Consider the following 19,976-nt stretch of genomic DNA (forward strand, 5'->3'; position numbering starts at 1 on the left):
CCGTGGGCCCGGGCCGTGCGCATAGCCCCCGCGCTCAGGCCACGCCCTCGGTGACGCGCGCGAGCCAGCGGTCGAGGTGCTCGTCGCGGCCCCGCCTCGCCGCCCGCGCGGCGATGAGTCCCGAGATCTCGGCGGTCGCGGCGGCGTCGAGGTTCGAGATGCGGATGGGGAAGAGGATGTCGACCGTGTCGAAGCGCAGGGTTGCCAGGCCTCGGCGCCGCGCGAGTGGGCCGGCGGTGACGCGGTAGGACTGGATGCGCTCGTAGGGGATGACGTTGACCCGCCGTGACCAGCGGTTGAGTCGCAGGATGACACAGGTGTCGGTCAGGGCGATCGCCTTGCGGCGCCAGGCGATCGGGTTGAAGAGGCGCGCGCGGCGCGGCACGCTGATGAACCCCCGCTCCGGGGCGCCGATGGGCGCGGCGGCGGGCCCGGCGCCGCCGTCGTCGATGCCGGTCAGGGCCGAGTCCAGGAGCCGATCCGGATCGGGGACGCCGAGGTCCGGGATGACGAGCCACAGGGCGCGCAGGGCCTGATCGCGCGCGCCGACGGGCAGGAGGCGGGTGAGGCGCTTGGTGGGATTGCCCTGCGCGGCCTCGGACTTGCTGAGGGCGCGGCCGGCGAGGGCGGCGTCCGCACGCCACCAGTCCTTGCGCCGCCACAGCAGGGACTGGGAGATCCCGACAGCGTGAACGCGCCCGGGGGGCAGGGTCATCGACGTGGCGTCGGTGAGGCCGTAGCGCATGCGGATGCCGGCGGGGGTCGCGGCGGCCCGGAATCCCCAGCCCTGGCTGAGGGTGTTCCAGACGACCGGCACCAGGGCGAGGGGGATGGCGATCGCCGTGGGGAGGAGGTCGAGAGCCGCGTCGGTCCCGGCGTGCCAGGCCAGGGCGATGAGCAGCCCGGCGTACAGCGGTACCGCGATGAGGAGGAGGATGACGGGCCCGGAGCGCAGGAGGGAGCGGATGAGGATCCCCGTGTCGACGACGTAGAGGGGGTGCTCGGCCTCCTCCAGGGTGCCCTCGGCGATACGGGGCGCGCCGACGATGTCCTCGAAGCCCTTGATCTCTGTGGGCCCTCCTGCGGGCCCGCTGGCGCCCGCTCCGACGCCCGTCGCGCCGTCGCCGGGCAGGGCGCCCGACGACGCCGAGGTGGTGGCGCCAGCGGCGAGTTCGAGGATCTCCCGGCGCAGCGCGCCCAGCTGGCGGGTGCGCAGGTAGCCGATGAGGACCTTGGAGTCGGAGCCGCCGGCGACCTCGACGGAGAGCTGCCCCAGGCCGACGATCCGCCCGAGCAGCGGGTGGGTGATGTCGAGGCTCTGGATGCGCGGCAGGCGGGCGATCCGCAGCTGCTTAGCGAGGATCCCCGTGCGCAGGTAGACGGCGTCGGCGTCGACGGCGTAGGTCATCGCGCGCCAGGACAGGAACGGGATCGTGAGGATCGCGAGGACGATGAGGCCCAGGACGATCCCGGCGCCGATGAGCCAGGTGGTGGGGTCGCCGCCGGAGGCCTCGGTGGCCCAGGCCTGCACGGTCTCGCTGTACTGGGCGGGGTCGACCTCGCGCAACTGGCGGTAGAGCTCGATGGCATGCTTGATGTCGTCCACCGCCTGCCAGGCGATGATGGCGAAGACGGTGGCGACGACCCTCCACCCGCGGGCGAGCGGGGTGATGGGGTGGACGTGGCGCCAGTGGAGGCCGGCGGGAAGACTCATCGAGCGCTGGCGGGAGCCCTTCGGCGCCCTCGCGGCCGCGCGCGAGGGACGGCGGGCGCGCCCGGGGCGGCTGGCCCTGGCGGCCCCGCTCACAGGCCCGCCATCCTCTCCTCGCCGCGCTCGGCCAGGATCTGGCGCAGGCGCTCGGCCTCGGCCACGGGCAGGCCGTTGATGGTGGCATCGGTGGTGGCGCTTGCGGTGTGGAGCTTGACCTCGGCGATGCCCATGCGTCGCGCGATGGGGCCCTGGGACGTGTCGACGAACTGCATGCGGCCGTAAGGGATGACCGACATGCGGCGCCACATGATCCCCTTGCGCCACAGGAGGTGCTCGCCCGCCAGGGCGTAGCCCATCGCCCGCACCTGGCGGGGGATCAGCCACGCCAGCCAGGCCAGGAGGAGGATCGCGACGCCGGTCCCCGCCCAGAACCAGGGGCTCACGAGGATCGCGGGGACGGCGAAGCCCCCGGCGAGCAGGAGCAGGAGCGGGACGACGGCCATGAGCCGGGCGGTGGCCAGGGAGGGCGAGACCGGGGAGAAGGAGATGCCGCGGGGGCTGAAGGGCCCGCCGGCGCCGGAGACGGCGTCGGTCAGGCGCGAGGGCCTGGGAGCGGCGGCCCGGCGCGGATCGGCCGGGCCCGGGATCGGTTGGGCGGTCATGGATCTCCTCATGCTCACAAGAATCCTCATCATGCCCGAGGGGCGTCGGCGCGCCCCTCATCCCGCAGGAGGAATGAGGCGGATCACGGCGGCGCCCACGGGCTGGCAGGCGCGACGGTCAGGCGGTGGCCCCGGGCGTGGTGGTTCCCCCTCCTCGTATGGAGGCGGAGGGGTGGTCATCGTCGTCGTCGGAGGAGTCGATGGCGCACCAGTGCTCCACAAGGAGTCCGACGCCGCACCACGCCACGCAGGCGGCCAGGCAGAGCCCGCTGGTGAGGGCCAGGTCACTCATCGCGGGAGAGGCCGGGGCGAGAAGCGCGCAGGCGAGCCCCCCGGCGTAGACGCCGCCGATGCACGAGCCCGCGAGCGCGGAGGCCTGGGCGCCCGCGGCGGTGGCGGCGGCGCCGGTGGGGGTGATCCAGGTGGCCTGCCTGGCGCGCAGGCGCCTCACCGCGAGCCCGGCGATGAGGATGACGACGGCGATGATGAGGCCCGTCGCCGCGCCCCACGAGGTGACGGCGGGGACCCAGCCGCGGCTGCGCAGGGTGAGATCGAAGGCGACCAGGGAGAGGACGGTCGTCGTGGCGAAGCACGCGAGGACCACCGTCCAGCGCGTGCGGCGCATCAGACCCCCTGCCCGCCCTGGCCGAGGACGTCCTCCCAGCCGGGCGAGGCCGACCATGTGTGGTCATCGGAGCGATGGGCGCCCTGGGCGGGCTGGCCGTCCTGGGCGGGCTGGCCGTCCTGGGCGGGCTGGCCACCCTGGCCCGGCACCTCCTCGATGATCGGCTCGGCGACCTGGGGCGCCTGGTCGGCGAAGGGGCTGGGGGCGGGCGGGGCGGGCGGCACCGGCGCGGAGGCGGACGAGGAGACCGGCACAGAGGGCGCTCCGGGCATCCCGGGGACGAAGGGCGCGGAGCCGGCGACCGAGGGGTCGGCGGCGAGGGCGTCCTTGACCATGGAGGCGGGGACGGTCTCGCTGAAGGGCTCCTCCTCGTCCGCGACGAGGGCGGCCGAGGGGGCGGACAGGAAGTCGGGGACGTCCTGCGACTGCGAGGCCTGCTCGCCATCGCCGTCATCCTGCGAGGAGTCGGCAAGGGCTTCAGCGGGCACGTACTGGCCGGTGGGGAGCTTGGGCAGGGCGTCGGAGTCGATCCAGTCCAGGGCGAGCCAGCGGATGCCGTCGCGGTCCGGGGCCTGGTCGGCGAGGGCGGCGACGCTCTGGCCGTCGATCTCGGCGAAGGCGTCCGCCTGGGACCAGGGCAGCAGCACGAAGGAGCGGCTGGCGGCGCGCGGGTGCGGGAGGGTGAGCTCGGGGTCGGCCGAGCGCAGGTCGGAGTAGGTGATGACGTCGGCGTCGAGGGTGCGCGGGCCCTTCGGCTCGAGGCGCACGCGCCCGGCGTCGGACTCCAGGCGCTGGCAGACGGCCAGGACATCCCTCGCGGACAGGGTCGTGTGGGCGAGGACCACCGTGTTGAGGTAGTCGGGCTGCTCGGCGGCGCCGGGCTCGATGACGGCGGCCGTGCGTGCCAGGGGGGCGATGGCCGTGACCTCGATGCCCTCGGCGCTCTGGAGGGTCTGGACGGCGCGGCGCAGGCTGGGGACGACCTCGCCGAGGTTGCCGCCCAGTCCGATGACCACGGGCACGGGGGCCGTGGGCGCCTCGGCGAGGGGGTCGACGGCGGGAACAGCCGGGATGGGGGCCTCCCCCACGACCGCCGCGTAGCCGGGCTCGGCAGCGGCGGGAGCGTAGCCGTGCCCGGCGTCCTCGGGCTGGGGCGCGGCGGAGGAGGAGTAATCGGCGCCGAGCGGGTAGCCCGCGCCCTCGCTGCCCTCACTGCCCTCACCGCCCTCGCTGCCGTAGCCGCCCTCACCGCCGACGGCGAGGGCCGGGGAGCCGATGGGGCCCCCGCCGGGCTGGGCGGGAGTGCCTGTGCCGATCCCGAACGGGGCCGGCACGGCAGAGTCGCCGACGAGGGCGGCGGCCTCGGGGGCGCTGGCGTCGTAGGAGGCGCCGTCATGGGTGTCATGAATGGGGGCGGCGCCGTCGAAGCCGGTCTCCTCTGCCCAGGTCTCCTGGGAGTCCTCGGGAAGAGCACCGCCGACGGGTTCGGCGGGGTTGAAAGGGGCGGCGTCCCAGGGCTGGTCCGCGGAACCGGACTGGAGGGGGGCGGGCTCGCCCGGCTCGCCCCAAGGGGCGTCGGTTGCCTCCGCATGGCCGGCGGAGGAGCCCACGGGGGCGAACGGCGCGGCCTCGCCGAAGGCGCCATCAGCGGAGGAGGAGAGGGCCTGGCCGAACTCGTCGGCCGCGCCAGCGCCCATGCCAGGGTCGGCGACGGGCGGGGCGGGGGCCTCGAACTGCTCGGGGACGCTGGAGTCCTGGGCGATCGGTGCCTCGGAGGCGCTGGCCCAGGAGTCGCCGACGGCGTCGAGCCTGCCGGCGAAGGCGCCCGGGAACGGAGGCGCGGCGCTGGCCGGCTCGGCGGCGTGGGCGCCGGTACCGGCCGAGGAGACGGAGGGCGCGGACGGCAGCGGGAGCCCCGTGGGCAGCGGGGGCTCCGAGGCGATGGCAGCGGCCGCGTAGGGGGCCGCCGATGGGGCGGATGCCACGACGGGAGCGGATCCCACGACGGGCGCGCTGGCCACAGCCGGGGCCGAGGAGACGGCTGGGGCGCTCGTCGCCGAGGAGAGCACGGAGGCCGCCGCCTCGGACAGGCGCGTGATGGTGACCGAGACGTCGTCGAAGGCGACCTCGAGGGGCGCGTTGGGCTTGTGGATCGTCACCTCGACGGCCATGACGCGCGGGAAGGCGAGGACTGTCTCGCTCACGCGCTCGGCGAGGGTCTCCAGGAGGGCCACCGGCTCCCCCTCGATGAGGGTGACCACCGCGTTGGCGACCGCCGAGTAGTCGACGGCGTCGTTGAGGGAGTCGGTCACCGCGGCGACGGCGGTGCCGCGCGGGCCGAGGTCGAGGGTGACGTCGGCGGTGAAGATCTGCCCCTCGGAGCGCTCGAAGGGGAGGACTCCGTGGTAACCGCGGGCGGACAGGCCGGTCAGGCGGATCCTGTCGGTCGAGGTGGAGGTGACGGTGCTCATCGAGGGTCCTTCCAGAGGGAGGCGGTGCGGATGGCGTCCCGGTTGGCCGGGATCTCGTGGACTCTGACGGCCCACGCGCCGGCTGCGGCGGCGAGGGCGGTGGTGGCGGCAGTGGCGGCGTCGCGCCCGGTGGCCTCGGCCCCGCCCGGGGCTGCGGCGGCGAGGAAGCGCTTGCGGGAGGAGCCGATGAGGACGGGCAGGCCCAGGTCCTCGCGCAGGCGGGCGGTGGCGGCCAGGAGCTCCCAGGACTGCGGGTGGGTCTTGGCGAAGCCCAGCCCGGGGTCGACGACGATCTGCGACTCGCGCGCGCCCGCGGCCTCCAGTGAGTCGAGGCGCTGGCGCAGCTCGGCCTCCACGCCCTCGACGACGCCGCCCGGGTAGGCGGAGTAGTCGGTCAGGTCGTTCATGGTCTCCGGGGTGCCTCGCCAGTGCTGGCAGATGTAGACGGCGCCGGAGGAGGCCACGAGGGGGTGCATGGCGGGATCGGCGAGCCCGCCGGAGACGTCGTTGATGATGAGGGCACCGGCTTCGAGGGCGGCCGCGGCAGTGGAGGCGTGGATCGTGTCAACGGAGACGACCGCGCCCTCGTCCGCGAGCGCCCGGATGACGGGCAGGACGCGCGTGGCCTCATCGGCCGGGGTGATGGGGGCGGCGCCGGGCCGGGTGGACTCCCCGCCGATGTCGAGGATGTCCGCGCCGTCGGCGATCATCTCGCGGCCGTGGGCGATGGCGGCCTCGGGGGCGAGCCAGCGGCCGCCGTCGGAGAAGGAGTCCGGGGTGACGTTGACGATACCCATGAGGAGGCACCGGCCGACGGCGAGCGCGGCGGGCAGCGGCTCGGGCCCGAGTCGGGGGGCGTCCTGATGGTCGGTCACCGCCCCAGGCTAACGGTTCTCAGGCCAGATGGGCTGTTTCACGGGCCACTGTGAGCGCCGGCTCCCCCACGGGGGCGCTCCGGGCGGCGCCGCGCGGGCATCCATCGAAAGGCTGAGACGGGCCAGTCAGACCCCTCATTCGCAGCATTCCCACGGATCACGCGCGCTTCTAGCGTGAGAAACAGCCGATCACCCACCGATCCGAGGAGTTGAGCGCCCCATGAGCGTTACCGAATCGCAGCACATCACCGCGCCAGCGGGCCCCGTCGTCGAGGCCCGGGGCGTGACGAAGGTATACGGCCAGGGCGATGCCCGGGTCGTCGCCCTCGACGGCGTCAGCCTGGCCATCCGCCCAGGCGAGTTCGCCGCCATCATGGGCCCCTCCGGCTCCGGCAAGTCCACCCTCCTGCACTGCCTCGCCGGCCTGGACACCCCCACCGCCGGCCAGATCCTCATCACCGGGGACGATCTGGCCGCCATGAACGACAAGCGGCTCACCCGAGTGCGCCGCGACAAGCTCGGCTTCATCTTCCAGTCCTTCAACCTGCTGCCCACGCTGAGCGCGCAGGACAACATCCTGCTGCCCCTGCGGTTGGCCCACCGCAAGCCGGACAAGGCCTGGTACGACGCCGTCATCACCACCCTGGGCATCGGCGACCGCCTGACGCACCGCCCCACTGAGCTCTCCGGTGGCCAGCAGCAGCGCGTCGCGGTGGCCCGGGCCCTCGTGGGCCGGCCCGACGTCATCTTCGCCGACGAGCCCACCGGCGCCCTGGACACCGCCTCGGCCGCCAACCTGCTCGAGACCCTCGTGCGCATGTGCGAGACCCTGGGCCAGACCATCGTCATGGTCACCCACGACGAAGAGGCCGCGGCGACCACCAGCCGCATCATCCGCCTGCGCGACGGCCGCATCATCGACGACGCCCCCGTGCCCCGCCGCGGCGGCACCCACGCCCTGGGACGGGAGGCCCGCTGATGCCCTCGATCCTCGATCTGCGGCGCACCGCCGCCGCCCTGCTCTCGGTGATCCTGTCCACCGCCCTCATCGCCGCCACCCTCGTCATCTCGGCCAGCTACACCGCCCAGTTGCGCTCCGCCGCCGCCCTGAGCCTGCGGGGAGCGGGCGTCGTCGTCTCTTCCGGGGGCGGCATCAACGCGCCCGGCCACCGCCCCTTCGATGACGCTCTGCGCGACCAGCTCGCCCAGATCGACGGCGTCGCCCAGGCCCGGGGCGAGCGCGCCCTGGAGGTCCTCTCCCTCGACGTGGCCGCCGCCCTCCAGGGCGCGACAGGCACGCAGGTCAACCTCGCCGACTCCCCCGAGCTCTCCGCGTACACGCGGCTGACCTCAGGGCGTCTTCCCACCGAGGCGGGCGAGACCGCGATCTCCTCCTCGCTGGCCGAGCAGAATGGGCTGGCCGTGGGGGACACCCTCAAACTGGCGGCCTTCAAGAGCGACCCGGGGACCAAGGCGTCCCTGAGGGTCGTGGGCGTGCTGGAGGTGGGGCCCGACGCGACGAGCGAGACCGGCCTGCACACCGCTTTCGTGGCGCCCCAGCAGTTCGACGCCCTCGGCATCGCCACGGAGTACAAGCACATCTACCTCACCCTGGCCCCCGGGGCCGACGCCGACGCCGTCATGCGCTCCGCTGAGGCGGAGGCCCGCGCCTACCAAGACAGCGCGATCGTGCGCTCGGCCGAGAAGACGATCACCGACCGCACCGCGGCGAGGGGCCAGGGGAGCAACCTCGCCCTCAAGACGCTGACCATCCTCAGCCCCCTGTGCGCGCTGGTGGCCGGGATCGTCATCATGACGGTTTTCACCACGCTCGTGGCGCGCCAGACCCGCTACATCGGGCTCCTGCGCGCGGTGGGCGCCGGCCGTCGCCAGGTGATGATCGCGGTGCTGCGCACCGGTAGCGCGATCGGCCTTGCCGGTGCCCTCATCGGATGCGCTGTGGGCGCCGGGGCGGCGGCCGGGCTCATCGCCTCCGGAGCGCTCGGCGCCATCTCACCGGACAACCTCGCGATCCCGCCGGTTTCCCTGACCCTGGCGACAGCGCTCGGAGTGGGCGTCACCCTCGTGGCGCTCCTGCGCCCCGCGCGGCGGGCCGCCCGCGTCTCGCCGCTCGTTGCGCTCACCGGCGCGCCGGTCTCCCAGGAGCGGGCAACACGGGCGCGCCGGGCAGTGGCTGCCCTCGGCATCGTCGTCCTGGCACTCGGCGCGGGAGCCACGGCCCTGGGTGTGGCGAGCGGCAATCTGTACACGACCGCGGCTGGGGGCGCTCTCATGCTCCTCGGCGTCCTCGCGGGCCTGCCGCTGCTGCTCACCGCCATCGGCGCAGTGCTGACCAAGCTGATCCCCGTGGACAGGCTCCCCCTGATGCGCCTCGCGGCCCAGGGCATCCGGGCCGAGCCGCAGCGGGCGGCCGCCTCCGCAACGGCCCTGCTGGTCAGTGTGCTCGCCGGAGCCGTCCTCCTGACTGGTCTGGCCTCCTCGCGGTCCACATTCGACCGCATCAACGCGGAGCAGTCCCCCACGGATATCGAGGTCTACGGCGTCACCCCCGAGACGGACACGGCGGCCCTCACCCGGGCGGTGGACTCGACGGACGGGATCGAGGCCTCGGTCCTCGTCCCGGTGCTCACCCTGGGCGCGACCACTGAGGGCGGGACCGACGACGACCGCGACACCCTCACCGTGGAGGTCATCGACACTGCCGCCATCGCGCCAGTGACGCGCTCGACCCGCGGCCTGGAGGACCTGGCTGATGAGACCCTCATCGTCGGCGGGATCTACCAGATCCCCGATGGCTCGCGGGTCACCCTCACCGGCAGCGCCGGCAGCGTGACTCTCACCGCCCGGGTCCGCGAGGGATGGGGCGCCGTCATCAGCCCCGGTGCTGCCTCGGAACTGATCGGGGACGCCCCGCGCGACTCCGTGCTGTGGGCGCGAACCCATGGCGACGGCTCGGACACCGCCCCTGGGGCGGCCCTGAGAGCCGCGCTCCGATCAGGCGCCTACGGGGAGCTCATGGTGCAGGACGCCGCCCTGGCCAGGAGCAAGACCCTCGAGTTCGTGGGCGACTTCACCGCAGTGGTTGGCGGCGTGTTCCTCCTGTCGCTGGTCATCACCCTGGTGGGGCTGGCCAGCACCACGGAGGTCTCCGTGCTGGAGCGCACCCGGCAGATCGGCGTCATGCGGGCGCTGGGCTCGCCCGCCTCCCAGGTACGGGGCCTCATCCTGGCCGAGAACCTGCTGCTCGCCCTCGTGGCGGGGCTCATCGGCGCGGGTCTGGGCACCGTGCTCGGGGGCGCTGCCACGGCTACCGTCTTCAAGGAGACCGAGGCCCACGTGACGGTGAGCCTCCTGCCCATGGCGGGTGTGCTCGCCCTGGCCGTCGCGGTCGGGGCGCTGGCCTCCATGCGACCCGCGTCCAAGGCGTGCGAGGTGGCGCCTGTCGCCGCTCTCGCCGAGGACTGAGGGCGATCCGGCTGGGCGCGCGGCGCCGTCGTCCTGCTCGATCCCGGTGGGCCCCGTCAAGCGGCGGGGCCCACCGGGACGGCCTCAGCGGGCGGCGTCGCGGGCCTGGTGGACGGCGACGACGAGCTTGAGCCGCGAGGCCACCTGGAACTTCTTCATGAGGTGGGAGACATGCGTTTTGACCGTCGCCTCGGAGATCACGAGGCGGGAGGCGATCTCCGCGTTCGAGTAGCCCTCGCACAGCAGGTCGAGCACCGCCTGCTCGGCGGCGGTGACGCCGGGCAGGGGCGGCGGGGCGGGCCGCATGTGGTGGGCGACGAGCCGGGAGGCGGTGGCCGGGGAGATCGTGGTGCCGCCGTCGGCCGCGGCGAGGACGGCCCTGATGATCTCCTCGGGGGCGCTGTCCTTGAGGAGGAAGCCGTTGGCGCTGGCGGACAGGGCGGTGAGCATGGCCTGGTCGTCGTCGAAGGAGGTCAGGACGACGACGGCGATGCCGGGGCGCTCCTGGCGGACCCGGCCGAGCAGTTCCAGGCCGTCCATGCCGGGCATGCGCACGTCGGTGAGGAGGACGTCCACCGGGACGTCGCGCAGGAAGGCGAGGGCGTCGGCGGCGCGGGTGAAGGTGGAGGCGACCTCGATGCCCTCGTGGGTGGACAGGTAGGAGCGCAGGGCGGTGAGAACGAAGGGGTCGTCGTCGACGAGGGCGACTCGGACCACTGGGGAGCGGGGAGAGGCCTCCGGGGCGCGCGCGGTCATGGCAGGATGCTAACGGCCTGTGAGCAGGCCGATGGGCAGGAGGAGCCGATGAGCAGGACGGATGCGCGCAGCGGGGGCGCTGCGCGCCCCGCTGGCGAGGTGGGCGCGGCGCGCGCCGCGCGCGCGCTGGGAGGCGCGCGCGCCACTGCCGACGGAACACTGGCCGCCGCCCTGCGCCGCTTCCTCGCCCCCACGCGGCTGACCACCTGGGCGCCCAGACGGCGCACGCATCTGCTGTGCCTGGCCTGCGCGGGCCTGATCACGCTCGTCGAACTGGTGACTCTCTCTGGTCTCTCCAGCATCCCGGGCGGCCCGGGCCCTTGGCGCCCGCTCCTCGTGGTCGCCAGCGGCGTCGGCCTCGCGCTGGTCTCGCCCTGGCCCCTGCTGGGGTCAGCGCTCGCCCTGCTCTCGGTGGGCGTGGACTCCGCGGTTATCCCCGTCACCGTGTCGACGCTCGACCCGCTCCTCCCGCTCAAGGTGTGGCTGTGCGCCTCGGTCCTGGTCAGCAGGGGATTCAACCGGGTGGTGGCCTACGGCATGGTGGTGATCGGCTCCTTGATGGCCGTCATCCCCGCGTGGCCGCGTCCCGGTGAGCCCTCGGCGCTGAGCCAGCACGTCTACGCCGGCATTCTCGGGGCCGCCTGCCTGGTGGTCGCCGAGCTCCTGCGCCAGCCGCGCATGCAGGCCGAGGCCGCGTCCCAGCGCTATGAGGAGGACTTGGAGCGCCAGCGCCTCCTCGTCATCTCCGAGCTGCATGACACGGTGGTGCGCGACCTCACGCAGGCGGTCATGGTGGCTGAGCAGGCGCGCCTCGCACGGGGGCCCGGGGCGCCCATGGACCCCGAGCTGGCGGCGATGACGGCCTCGGTCCGCGCCGCCGTCGAGCAGCTGCGATCGAGCCTGAGGGCCCTGGGGTCGGCTGGGGGCGGCTCGGGGCTGGATGTTCTGGCCTCCTCGGCGCCGCGCCCGCTGGCCGAGGTGGTGGCCGATGCCAGGCGGCTCCTCGCGGCGCGCGGGATCGTCTTGGAGACGGCGGGGCTGGAAGCCTTGGAGGACTCGGCGCTCAGTCCGGGGCTGCGCCAGCAGTTGGCACGGGTGCTGGGCGAGTTGGTGGCCAATATGGCTAAGCACGCGGCGCCGGGGCCCGCGCGCCTCGTCGTCGAGCGCGATCGGCGGAGCCTGGAGGCGATGGCCTCCAACGCGGCGCTCCCCGCGGACGCGGCAGATGGCGGCGCTGGCGGGGCGATGGGCCCGGCGGTCTCCTCCGGCCTGGGGCTCGTGGGGGCGCGGCGGCGCGTGGAGGCCCTGGGCGGGACGCTGGACGTGTCCCGCACCCGGGATCGCTTCACCGCCGTCCTCTCCGTGCCGCTGGTGTAGACGCGCCCTCAGCCCGCAGCCGCTACCTCGGCCCGCAGCCGCCGCCTCGGCCCGCCCTTGCGCCCTCAAACTGCGAGGATGAGGGCGCAAGGCGGGGGTGAGACAGCGGGACGGGGGGTGGGACGGTTTCTGCGGGCCGAGGGCGCAAGAGCGGCACCACGGGGCCTCCCCGCCAGTCAGGGCGCTTCGCAACAAGCCCTCAGCTCTATTGGAACTGGATAAAGCCGAGTAAGAACACTAACCCCTTCATCGGCAACGCGCGCGCCTACGCGATCAGTGCCTCCCGCCCTGGATGAGGCTCATGGCCTCGGCGCGGGTGGCGGCGTTGCGCAGCTGGCCGCGCACGGCGGAGGTGACGGTGTTCGAGCCGGGCTTGCGCACACCCCGCATGGACATGCACAGGTGCTCGGCCTCGACGACGACGAGCACCCCGGAGCACTCCAGGCGCTCGACGAGCGCGTCGGCGATCTGGGCGGTCAGCCGCTCCTGGACCTGGGGGCGGCGCGCGTAGCCCTCGACGAGCCGCGCGAGCTTCGACAGGCCGGTGACCCTCCCCAGCTCGCCGGGCAGGTAGGCCACGTGGGCGACGCCGTGGAAGGGCAGGAGGTGGTGCTCGCACACGGAGTACATGGGGATGTCGCGCACGAGGACCATCTCGTGGTGGCCGACCTCGAAGACCCGCTCGACGTGCTTGCCCGGGTCCTCATCGAGGCCGGCGAAGAGCTCGGCGTAGGCGCGAGCCATCCTCTCGGGGGTGTCGCGCAGGCCCTCGCGGTCCGGGTCCTCGCCGACGGCGGCCAGGAGGTCGCGCACGGCGCGGCGCACGCCCTCGGCGTCGTAGGTCATGCGAGGGGGCCCTCGGAGCCAGCCGCATCCGTGCCCATCGCCGTGCCCTCCGCTGTGTCCGCCCCGGCGGCGGGGCGGCGCGGGAGGCGCGATCCGGCGAAGGAACCGGCGACGCCGTCGGGAAGGACGAGGCTGTCATCAGCGGACCACAGGGGCCGCTCGGGCTGCTTGACGACGGGGGCGAAGATCGCCTCCAGGTCCTTCTCCAGGAGGGTCTCCTTCTCCAGGAGCTGGGTGGCCAGGTTCTCCAGGACGTCGCGGTTGCGGGTGAGGATCTCCCAGGCCTCGCGGTGGGCGGCGTCGAGGAGCTCGCGGACCTCGGCGTCGACCTGCGCGGCGACGGCCTCGGAGAAGTCCCGGTTGGTGGCGGACAGGCCCAGGACGGTCTCGTTCTCGGTGGTGCCGAGCTTGACGGCGCCGACGCTGCGGGTCATGCCGAAGTCGGTGACCATGCGGCGGGCGGTGCCGGTGGCCTTCTCGATGTCGTTGGAGGCGCCGGTGGTGGGGTCGCGGAAGACGATCTCCTCGGCGGCGCGCCCGCCCATGGCGTAGACGAGCTGATCGAGGAGCTCGTTGCGGGTGGTGGAGTACTTGTCGTCCGCGGGCATGACCATGGTGTAGCCCAGGGCCTTGCCGCGCGGGAGGATCGTCACCTTGGTGACGGGGTCGGAGTAGGCGCCGGCGGCGGCGCACAGGGCGTGGCCGGCCTCGTGGTAGGCGGTGACGGCCTTCTCGTGGTCGTTCATGACGCGGGTGCGCTTCTGGGGGCCGGCGATGACGCGGTCGATGGCCTCGTCGAGGGCGCGGTTGTCGATGAGCTGCGCGTTGGAGCGGGCGGTGAGGAGCGCCGCCTCGTTGAGGACGTTGGCGAGGTCCGCGCCGGTGAAGCCGGGCGTGCGCTTGGCGACCTGGTCGAGGTCGACGTCGCGGGTCATGGGCTTGCCCTTGGCGTGGACCTTGAGGATGGCAGCGCGGCCGGCCATGTCGGGAGCCTCCACGGAGACCTGGCGGTCGAAGCGGCCGGGGCGCAGGAGCGCGGGGTCGAGGACGTCGGGCCGGTTGGTGGCGGCGATGAGGATGACGTTGGTGGTGGCGTCGAATCCGTCCATCTCGACGAGGAGCTGGTTGAGGGTCTGCTCGCGCTCGTCGTGGCCGCCGCCCATGCCGGAGCCACGGTGGCGCCCGACGGCGTCGATCTCGTCGACGAAGATGATGGCGGGGGCGTTCTCCTTGGCCTGCTCGAAGAGGTCGCGCACGCGGGAGGCGCCGACGCCGACGAACATCTCGACGAACTCCGAGCCGCTCATGGAGAAGAAGGGCACGCCCGCCTCGCCGGCGACGGCCTTGGCCAGGAGGGTCTTGCCGGTTCCGGGAGGGCCGTAGAGGAGGACGCCCTTGGGGATCTTGGCGCCGACGGCCTTGAACTTCTCAGGCTCGGAGAGGAACTCGCGGATCTCCTCGAGCTCCTCGACGGCCTCGTCCTCGCCGGCGACGTCGTCGAAGGTGACGTCGGGCATCTCCTTGGAGCCGATCTTGGCCTTGGACTTGCCGAAGCCGAGGGGGCCGGACGACCCGCCGGAGACGCGGCTCATGAGGAACCAGAGCAGGCCCAGGAAGAAGAGCATGGGCAGCGTGATCTGGAGCAGGGAGCTCCACCAGGAGCTCGTGGGGACCACGGAGTTGAAGCCGCCGACGGGCGCGGCCTTCTGGACGAGGTCGTCGACCTGCGCGGCCTGGGCGTCGGTGAAGGTGAACTGGACCTTGTCCCCGACCTTCCGGTCCTCCTGGTCGGGGAGCTTCGCCTTGGCGGTGTAGGGGGCGGCGAGGTCGAGCTCGACGCGGTTGGTGCCGTCAACGACGGTGATCGACTTGATGGTGGTGCCGTCGCTGAGGATGGTCAGGCCGTCGGAGGTGTCGATGGAACGGTAGCCGCTGAGCGAGGAGTACAGCGCCCAGATGAGGAGCCCGACGAGCACGATGGGGGCCGCCCACACGAAGGGGCTGCCGAGGGCGCCCTTGCGCTTGCGGTTCTTCTTGTCCCCGCGCCCGGAGGGGTCGCGGCGGTCGCTGCTGCCGCCCCGGCCCCCGGAGGGGGTGGGCTTGGGGGTCTGGCCAGGCTTCTTCATCGGCGGTGGGTCCCTTCGACGTACCCGAGTCGTCATTCTGGTCCGACGCTATCCCATGGGCGCGCGGATCACCTCACCCGGGGCGATCCCGTTCGCGCCGGGCGTGCGCGGGAAGCCGGAGGGAGGGGTGGGATGGGACAAGAGGGGGACGGGGCGGGCCGGGCCGGAGGTGTGGGCGGCGCGCGGGCGGCTTGCGGGCGATGACACGCTCAGGGCGGGGCCCGGCGTGCGAAACGTTGGAATGGCGCGGGCAGGGTGCGGGCCGTGAAGCCTCGTATGTGCATCGACGGGCCGTGTGCACACGGGAGCCCACGGGCGGGGAACGGGCCGACGTGATTCCAAGGAGAAGTCGGTCCCGCCGCGCGCCGAGCGTGCCGCTCGGCGCGCGGCGGGAGGAGGGCGCGAGCTGGCGGCGAATGCGCCTTCTGGCGCGCGGAGCCTGCTGACGAGTCGGGGGGCGACGATAGCCGAGAGGTTCCGGATGTCTTAATGCACCTTCTGGCGCGTGGCGCCTTCTGCCCCCACCCCTCCGCCCCCCTGCTGACCAGGGTCGATGCGACGGATCGCGCAGGCGGCACCCGGGTAGCGCGAACGCCGGGCCCTATGTCGACACAGGGAGGCTTATTCATAGGGGTGTTTAGGGTGTTTTGTTGGTAATAGCGTGTCGCTAAGCAGGGTCGCGGCTTGCTCTTGAGAGAATCTTTGGCGCTTAAGCCAATCCAACCAAGAAGCAAACCGCCATGACGAATAGTAGCACGAGAATCCCTCGGTGTGAGGTTATGGGCCTGTGCGAGGCCATTTTCGCCGAGAACCCCGATCTGCCGGTCTTCGGGGCGAGGGTGCTGGGGCTGTTCCTGTGCGTGCGCCTGACCCTGATCCTGGCTGCGGCACAACCTGCCCCAGGAGCTGCTCGCCGAGCTCTGCGGCGTCTGGCAGGCCACCGTCTTTCGCGTCATCAGCGCCTGCACGCCCCTGATTGCCGCATGCCTGAACGGCAGTGCTCCAACGGTGGAGGACCTGGATGCCACGGCCCAGCTGATCATCGACGGCGCCCTGCCTCAGTGCTGGTCCTGGAAGGACCACTGCGAGCTGTACTCCGGTGAGCACAAGACCACGGGGCTGAGCGTCCAGGTGGCCTGCGCCCTGTCAGGGGCCCTGGCCTGGGTGTCCGACCCCCAGGACGGATGCGCGCACGACGCTCAGGCCCTGCGCCGCGGCGGCCTGCTCGACGTGCCCGCCACCGACCTGCCCGACGGGGCGTCACCACCCAGGCGTATTGGCGACAAGGGGCGCATCGGACTGGGCGTGATCACCCCGAGAAGAAAACCCGCGAGACTTCCCCCCCGCCCAGACGACAAGGCCTGCAACCGGGCCGTCAACCAGATTCGCCACAAGATCGAACGAGTCATCGCCAACATCAAGACCTGGAGAGTCCTGCGCACCGGCTGCAGAAGACCACCGGAAACCTTCCCGGAAACCATCACCGCAGTCCTCGGACTCATATTCACCTACACCCTATGAATAAGCCTCCTTGGCTCCGGAAAGCTTCACATTGCCTTACGACCCCAATATGATTCAGTGGGATGACTACACTCAGGAGTCATATGGATATAACCGTCACGACCGCGCGGCTACGGCGGCGGACAATACTTCCGCAACCAGCCCGGTCAGGCGGAGAGGGCCGCGCCGCCGATAGCCTCCCTGCCGAATCTCACGGCTCTTCGAGCCGCGTCACCATCGACCCTCGCCGTCGACGCCACCGGGCCGATGCCGCGAGGGTCTGTCTGCCTCAGCCCCCGTAGACCTCGGGGCGGAGGGTCGCGATGAAGGGAAGGTTGCGGTAGCTCTCGGCGTAGTCGAGGCCGTAGCCGACGACGAACTCGTTGGGGATGTCGAAGCCCACGTAGGTCACGTCGACCTCCACCTTCACCGCCTCCGGCTTGCGCAGGAGAGTCGCGATCCTCACGCTCGCCGCACCCCGGGAGGTGAGGTTCCCCAGCAGCCAGGACAGGGTGAGCCCGGAGTCGATGATGTCCTCCACGATGAGCACGTGCCGGCCGGTCAGATCCGTGTCGAGATCCTTGAGGATGCGCACCACACCGGAGGACTTCGTGCCCGAGCCGTAGGACGAGACGGCCATCCAGTCCATCGGCGCGCTGCGGCGCAGGCGCCGCGACAGGTCCGCCATGACGTACACGGCGCCCTTGAGCACGCCCACGAGCAGCAGGTCCTTGCCCGTGTAGTCGGCGTCGATCTTCTCGGCCATGTCATCCAGACGGCTCTCGATCTCCTCGCGCGAGATCAGCACCTGCTGGAGGTCGGTTCCCATGTCGGCAGCATCCATGCCCTTATCCTCCCTCATTCACGCCCGCTGCGCTTGACCCGCCCCCGACCCGCTCCAGCCAGGCCTCGGGGCTGGCCAGCTCGGCCGCCGTCGGCAGCGCCCACGGCGACGCCCAGGCCCGGTTGAGTCCCTCGTGGCCCGCGAGCGCGACGACGCCCCGCGCGAATCGCGCCGCTTGCGCGCCGTGGAGGAGCCGCCCGCGGGCCAGCGCAGCGAAGGGGCCCCTTCCACCGCCCTGTCCACTGGCCCGCTCGGGCGGCAGAGCGGCGTCGGCGTCGAGCACCGCCCGGAGCAGGTGCGCCGAGGGGATGCGGGCGGGGGTGACGCCGTCGAGGGCGGCCTGGGCATGGCCCTCCAGGAAGGCGAGAGTGGAGCGCAGCTCCGCCAGGCCCGCGACCTCGGCGATCCCCCTCGTCTCCCCCAGCCCAGCGGCGCCGGCGATCGCGGCGATCCGAGCCAGTCCCCCGCCCCCGGGCTGGGCCCCGACGACGGCGCCCAGTACCTCGCGCGCCCGCGCCACGAGGTAATCGGCCAGCCAGGGCGCGGCGGCGAGCTGGACGGTATGAACGGTCTCGTGCATCGCCACCCAGGTGGCCAGGTCGGCGAGGTCGAGGCCGTGGCGGCGCTGGAGGGAGAGGACATTCGGGGCCACGAGGAGGAGGCGCGGGCGCGACCCCGGGGCGGCGGCACCAGTGGGATCGCCAGAAGCGGCGGTGACGCGGGTGTCGGTACCAGTGACACGGGTTTCGGCGTCAGCGTCGTCGTCGGTATCGGCGGGGGCGGCAGGATCGGCGCTGATCGTCGCGGCCGGAACCGCGGGCAGCACCTGCCCCAGCAATCGGGTGGAGAGCGCGCCGAGCGCCGCGCCCACCTCCCAGGCAGCGGCCGCGCGCGCCGCGCCACCAGCGGCAGGTGCGGGCACGCCGTCGAGAAGGCGCTCCAGGAACCCAGCGGTGGCGCGCACGAGGCCCGCGCGGTCCACGACGAGCACCTGAACGGCGGCCGCCTCCCGGGCCGCCCGGCCAAGGCCCGTCATCTCGCCGACCCGCCCCGGGGCCTCCGCAGCGCCGCGCCGCAGGAGCTCCACCACGGCGCTGCGGGCGGCCCGGGGCACCCGCGGCCCAGCGGCAGGGATCACGGTCCGGGCGGCGGCCTCCACGCGGCTCCAGTCCACGAGGCCCCGCGCCGTCGACGGCTCGCCAGCGGCCCTGGGACTGCCAGCGCTCCTGAGCCCGCCGGCGGCCCCGGAGGCCTCGCGCCGCGCCCGCGGCCCAGGGGCCATCAGCTGCCGGCCAGCTTCACCACGAAGTCCTCATCCATCGCGGCGCGGGCGTTGCCCAGGCCCCCGGAGGCGAAGCCGTCGATGATGACGGAAAAGACGAGGAGGCGGCCGTTGGACGTCACCATGATCCCGGCGAGGGAGGACGTCTGGTCGAGCGATCCGGTCTTGGCGCGCACGGTCCCGGCGCCCGCCTGGGAGACGAGGCGGTCGTTGAGCGTGCCGTCAAGGGCGCCCACGGGGAGGTCGGCGATGAGGGTGCGCCCGGCCGTCCCGCCGTCGGGGCCCGCGGCCTTGAGGAGGATGGAGGTGAGCAGGCTGGCGGGGATCTTGTTGCCCTTGGCCAGGCCGGAGCAGTCAAGGAGGGTGACGCCGTCGACCGGGAACCCGTCGGCGGACAACTGCGCCTTGACCGCCTCGGCAGCGCCCGCGAAGGTGGTCGGCTTGCCCGCGGCGGCGGCGACGAGCCTGCCCTCGACCTCGGTCATCGTGTTGTCCGAGGCCTTGAGGGAGACGCTCAGGATGTCCGCCAGCGGCGCGGAGGAGACCGAGGCGAGGTCGGTGGCGCCGTCGGCGGCCTGCCCCCGGCTCACGCCCGAGACGGTGATGCCGGCCTCCTGGAGGTGCTTGGAGAAGGCCTGGGCGGCGTCGTTCGCGGGGTCCGCGGGGTAGGCGTGGGAGTCGTGGTAGGCGCTGACGTCGACCATGATCGGCTGGATCGGCGCGACGAAGGACTCGTTGCCGGCCTCCCAGTCGCTGGACCACTTCTGGTCCTCGGGGAAGAGGGTGTCATCGAGGGTGACCGCCACGGAGGTGATGCCCTGGGCCTTGAGGCTCTCAGCCGTGGAGCGGGCGAGGTCCCCCAGTCCCGCGCGCCCGACGACGGCGTTCGGGTCGCCCTTGTCATCAGCCATGAGGACATCCCCACTGCCGATGAGCGTGACGGTGGGTGATGAGGAAGAAGCGCCCGAGAGGACTGCGCGGGTGCTCAGGGTGTGGTCCGCGCCGAGGGTGCGCAGCGCCGCCCAGGCGGTGAGGAGCTTGTTCGTGGAGGCCGGGGTAAGGGGGGTGTCCTGGCTGGCGCCCGCGATCTGCTGCCCGGAGGCGACGTCGACGACGCTCACGGCGGTGGTGGCGCCGGCCACGCGGGAGTCCCCGGCCAGGGTGGAGGCGTAGCCGGCCACGGCGGAGCCGTCGGGCATGGGAGCGGAGGAGTCGTAGGGGGCGACGGTCGCGCCAGCGGCGCCGTCGAGGGAGGCGGCGGTGGGGAAGGCCGCCGGGCGGCCCGCGCCGGTGACGGTCAGGGGCCCGGGCACGATGTCGAGGGCGTCGGCGACGCCGTAGTAGCCGCCGACGACGAGGAGCGTCGCGGCGGTGAGGGCGGCGGTCGTGATGCGGCGCACGGCGCCTCCGATCTG

At 73.0% G+C, this 19,976-nt stretch carries 15 protein-coding genes; 4 read left to right on the forward strand and 11 right to left on the reverse strand.

Annotated features, from left to right (window positions below; all coding sequences use genetic code 11):
- Window positions 1-34: 34 nt before the first annotated feature.
- From A1QA_RS0102855 to folP, 5 genes are all read right to left on the reverse strand, one after another.
- A complete protein-coding gene (locus A1QA_RS0102855; RefSeq protein WP_017177420.1) occupies window positions 35-1,807 on the reverse strand; it encodes a PH domain-containing protein in 1,773 nt (590 codons plus the stop codon).
- Complete coding sequence (locus A1QA_RS0102860; protein ID WP_017177421.1) at window positions 1,804-2,373, reverse strand: PH domain-containing protein; 570 nt, start codon at window positions 2,371-2,373, stop codon at window positions 1,804-1,806. The genes A1QA_RS0102855 and A1QA_RS0102860 overlap by 4 nt, the downstream gene beginning before the upstream one ends.
- A 118-nt stretch (window positions 2,374-2,491) precedes the next feature.
- Entirely contained in the window at window positions 2,492-2,998 is a 507-nt protein-coding gene (locus A1QA_RS0102865) for a DUF3180 family protein (RefSeq protein WP_017177422.1), read from the reverse strand.
- Complete coding sequence (gene folK / locus A1QA_RS16410) at window positions 2,998-5,469, reverse strand: 2-amino-4-hydroxy-6-hydroxymethyldihydropteridine diphosphokinase (protein ID WP_017177423.1); 2,472 nt, start codon at window positions 5,467-5,469, stop codon at window positions 2,998-3,000. The genes A1QA_RS0102865 and folK overlap by 1 nt, the downstream gene beginning before the upstream one ends.
- Window positions 5,466-6,344 carry a dihydropteroate synthase gene (gene folP, locus A1QA_RS0102875; protein WP_017177424.1) on the reverse strand — a complete coding sequence of 293 codons (879 nt, stop codon included), beginning with the start codon at window positions 6,342-6,344 and terminating at the stop codon, window positions 5,466-5,468. Before folP ends, folK begins: the two co-directional genes overlap by 4 nt.
- A gap of 220 nt (window positions 6,345-6,564) precedes the next feature.
- On the opposite strand from folP, the gene A1QA_RS0102880 reads away from it, so the two are divergent.
- Both A1QA_RS0102880 and A1QA_RS0102885 read left to right on the forward strand, forming a co-directional pair.
- On the forward strand, window positions 6,565-7,323 hold the full coding sequence (locus A1QA_RS0102880; RefSeq protein WP_017177425.1) for an ABC transporter ATP-binding protein: 759 nt from the start codon (window positions 6,565-6,567) through the stop codon (window positions 7,321-7,323).
- Window positions 7,323-9,830, forward strand: coding sequence for an FtsX-like permease family protein (locus tag A1QA_RS0102885; protein ID WP_017177426.1), 2,508 nt, complete (start codon window positions 7,323-7,325; stop codon window positions 9,828-9,830). The genes A1QA_RS0102880 and A1QA_RS0102885 overlap by 1 nt, the downstream gene beginning before the upstream one ends.
- An 84-nt stretch (window positions 9,831-9,914) precedes the next feature.
- On the opposite strand, the gene A1QA_RS0102890 is transcribed toward A1QA_RS0102885, so the two are convergent.
- The gene (locus A1QA_RS0102890) at window positions 9,915-10,586 is read right to left on the reverse strand and encodes a response regulator (RefSeq protein ID WP_017177427.1); all 672 of its coding nucleotides are present in this window, start codon (window positions 10,584-10,586) and stop codon (window positions 9,915-9,917) included.
- A 48-nt stretch (window positions 10,587-10,634) separates the two neighbouring features.
- On the opposite strand from A1QA_RS0102890, the gene A1QA_RS0102895 reads away from it, so the two are divergent.
- Window positions 10,635-11,963, forward strand: coding sequence for a sensor histidine kinase (locus tag A1QA_RS0102895; protein WP_017177428.1), 1,329 nt, complete (start codon window positions 10,635-10,637; stop codon window positions 11,961-11,963).
- Window positions 11,964-12,236: 273 nt separating this feature from the next.
- Here A1QA_RS0102895 and folE read toward each other — a convergent pair whose 3' ends face one another.
- Window positions 12,237-12,809: a GTP cyclohydrolase I FolE gene (gene folE, locus A1QA_RS0102900; protein ID WP_017177429.1), complete on the reverse strand. Its 573-nt coding sequence runs from the start codon at window positions 12,807-12,809 to the stop codon at window positions 12,237-12,239.
- Window positions 12,806-14,935: an ATP-dependent zinc metalloprotease FtsH gene (gene ftsH / locus A1QA_RS13165; protein WP_017177430.1), complete on the reverse strand. Its 2,130-nt coding sequence runs from the start codon at window positions 14,933-14,935 to the stop codon at window positions 12,806-12,808. The genes folE and ftsH overlap by 4 nt, the downstream gene beginning before the upstream one ends.
- Window positions 14,936-15,943: 1,008 nt before the next feature.
- Between ftsH and A1QA_RS0102910 the strand changes: the two genes are divergently transcribed.
- On the forward strand, window positions 15,944-16,456 hold the full coding sequence (locus tag A1QA_RS0102910; protein WP_017177431.1) for a transposase family protein: 513 nt from the start codon (window positions 15,944-15,946) through the stop codon (window positions 16,454-16,456).
- A 268-nt stretch (window positions 16,457-16,724) separates the two neighbouring features.
- Here the strand turns inward: A1QA_RS0102910 and hpt are convergent, their stop codons facing one another.
- The 3 genes from hpt to dacB are packed head-to-tail and all read right to left on the reverse strand — an operon-like array spanning window position 16,725 to window position 19,961.
- On the reverse strand, window positions 16,725-17,279 hold the full coding sequence (gene hpt / locus A1QA_RS0102915) for a hypoxanthine phosphoribosyltransferase (RefSeq protein WP_017177432.1): 555 nt from the start codon (window positions 17,277-17,279) through the stop codon (window positions 16,725-16,727).
- A 4-nt stretch (window positions 17,280-17,283) separates the two neighbouring features.
- Window positions 17,284-18,561, reverse strand: coding sequence for a zinc-dependent metalloprotease (locus A1QA_RS13170; protein WP_017177433.1), 1,278 nt, complete (start codon window positions 18,559-18,561; stop codon window positions 17,284-17,286).
- On the reverse strand, window positions 18,561-19,961 hold the full coding sequence (dacB, locus tag A1QA_RS0102925; RefSeq protein ID WP_026048641.1) for a D-alanyl-D-alanine carboxypeptidase/D-alanyl-D-alanine endopeptidase: 1,401 nt from the start codon (window positions 19,959-19,961) through the stop codon (window positions 18,561-18,563). The genes A1QA_RS13170 and dacB overlap by 1 nt, the downstream gene beginning before the upstream one ends.
- Between the last annotated feature and the right edge of the window lie 15 nt (window positions 19,962-19,976).

Source organism: Actinomyces timonensis DSM 23838 (genome assembly GCF_000295095.1).
GTDB classification, from domain to species: Bacteria; Actinomycetota; Actinomycetes; order Actinomycetales; family Actinomycetaceae; genus Actinomyces; species Actinomyces timonensis.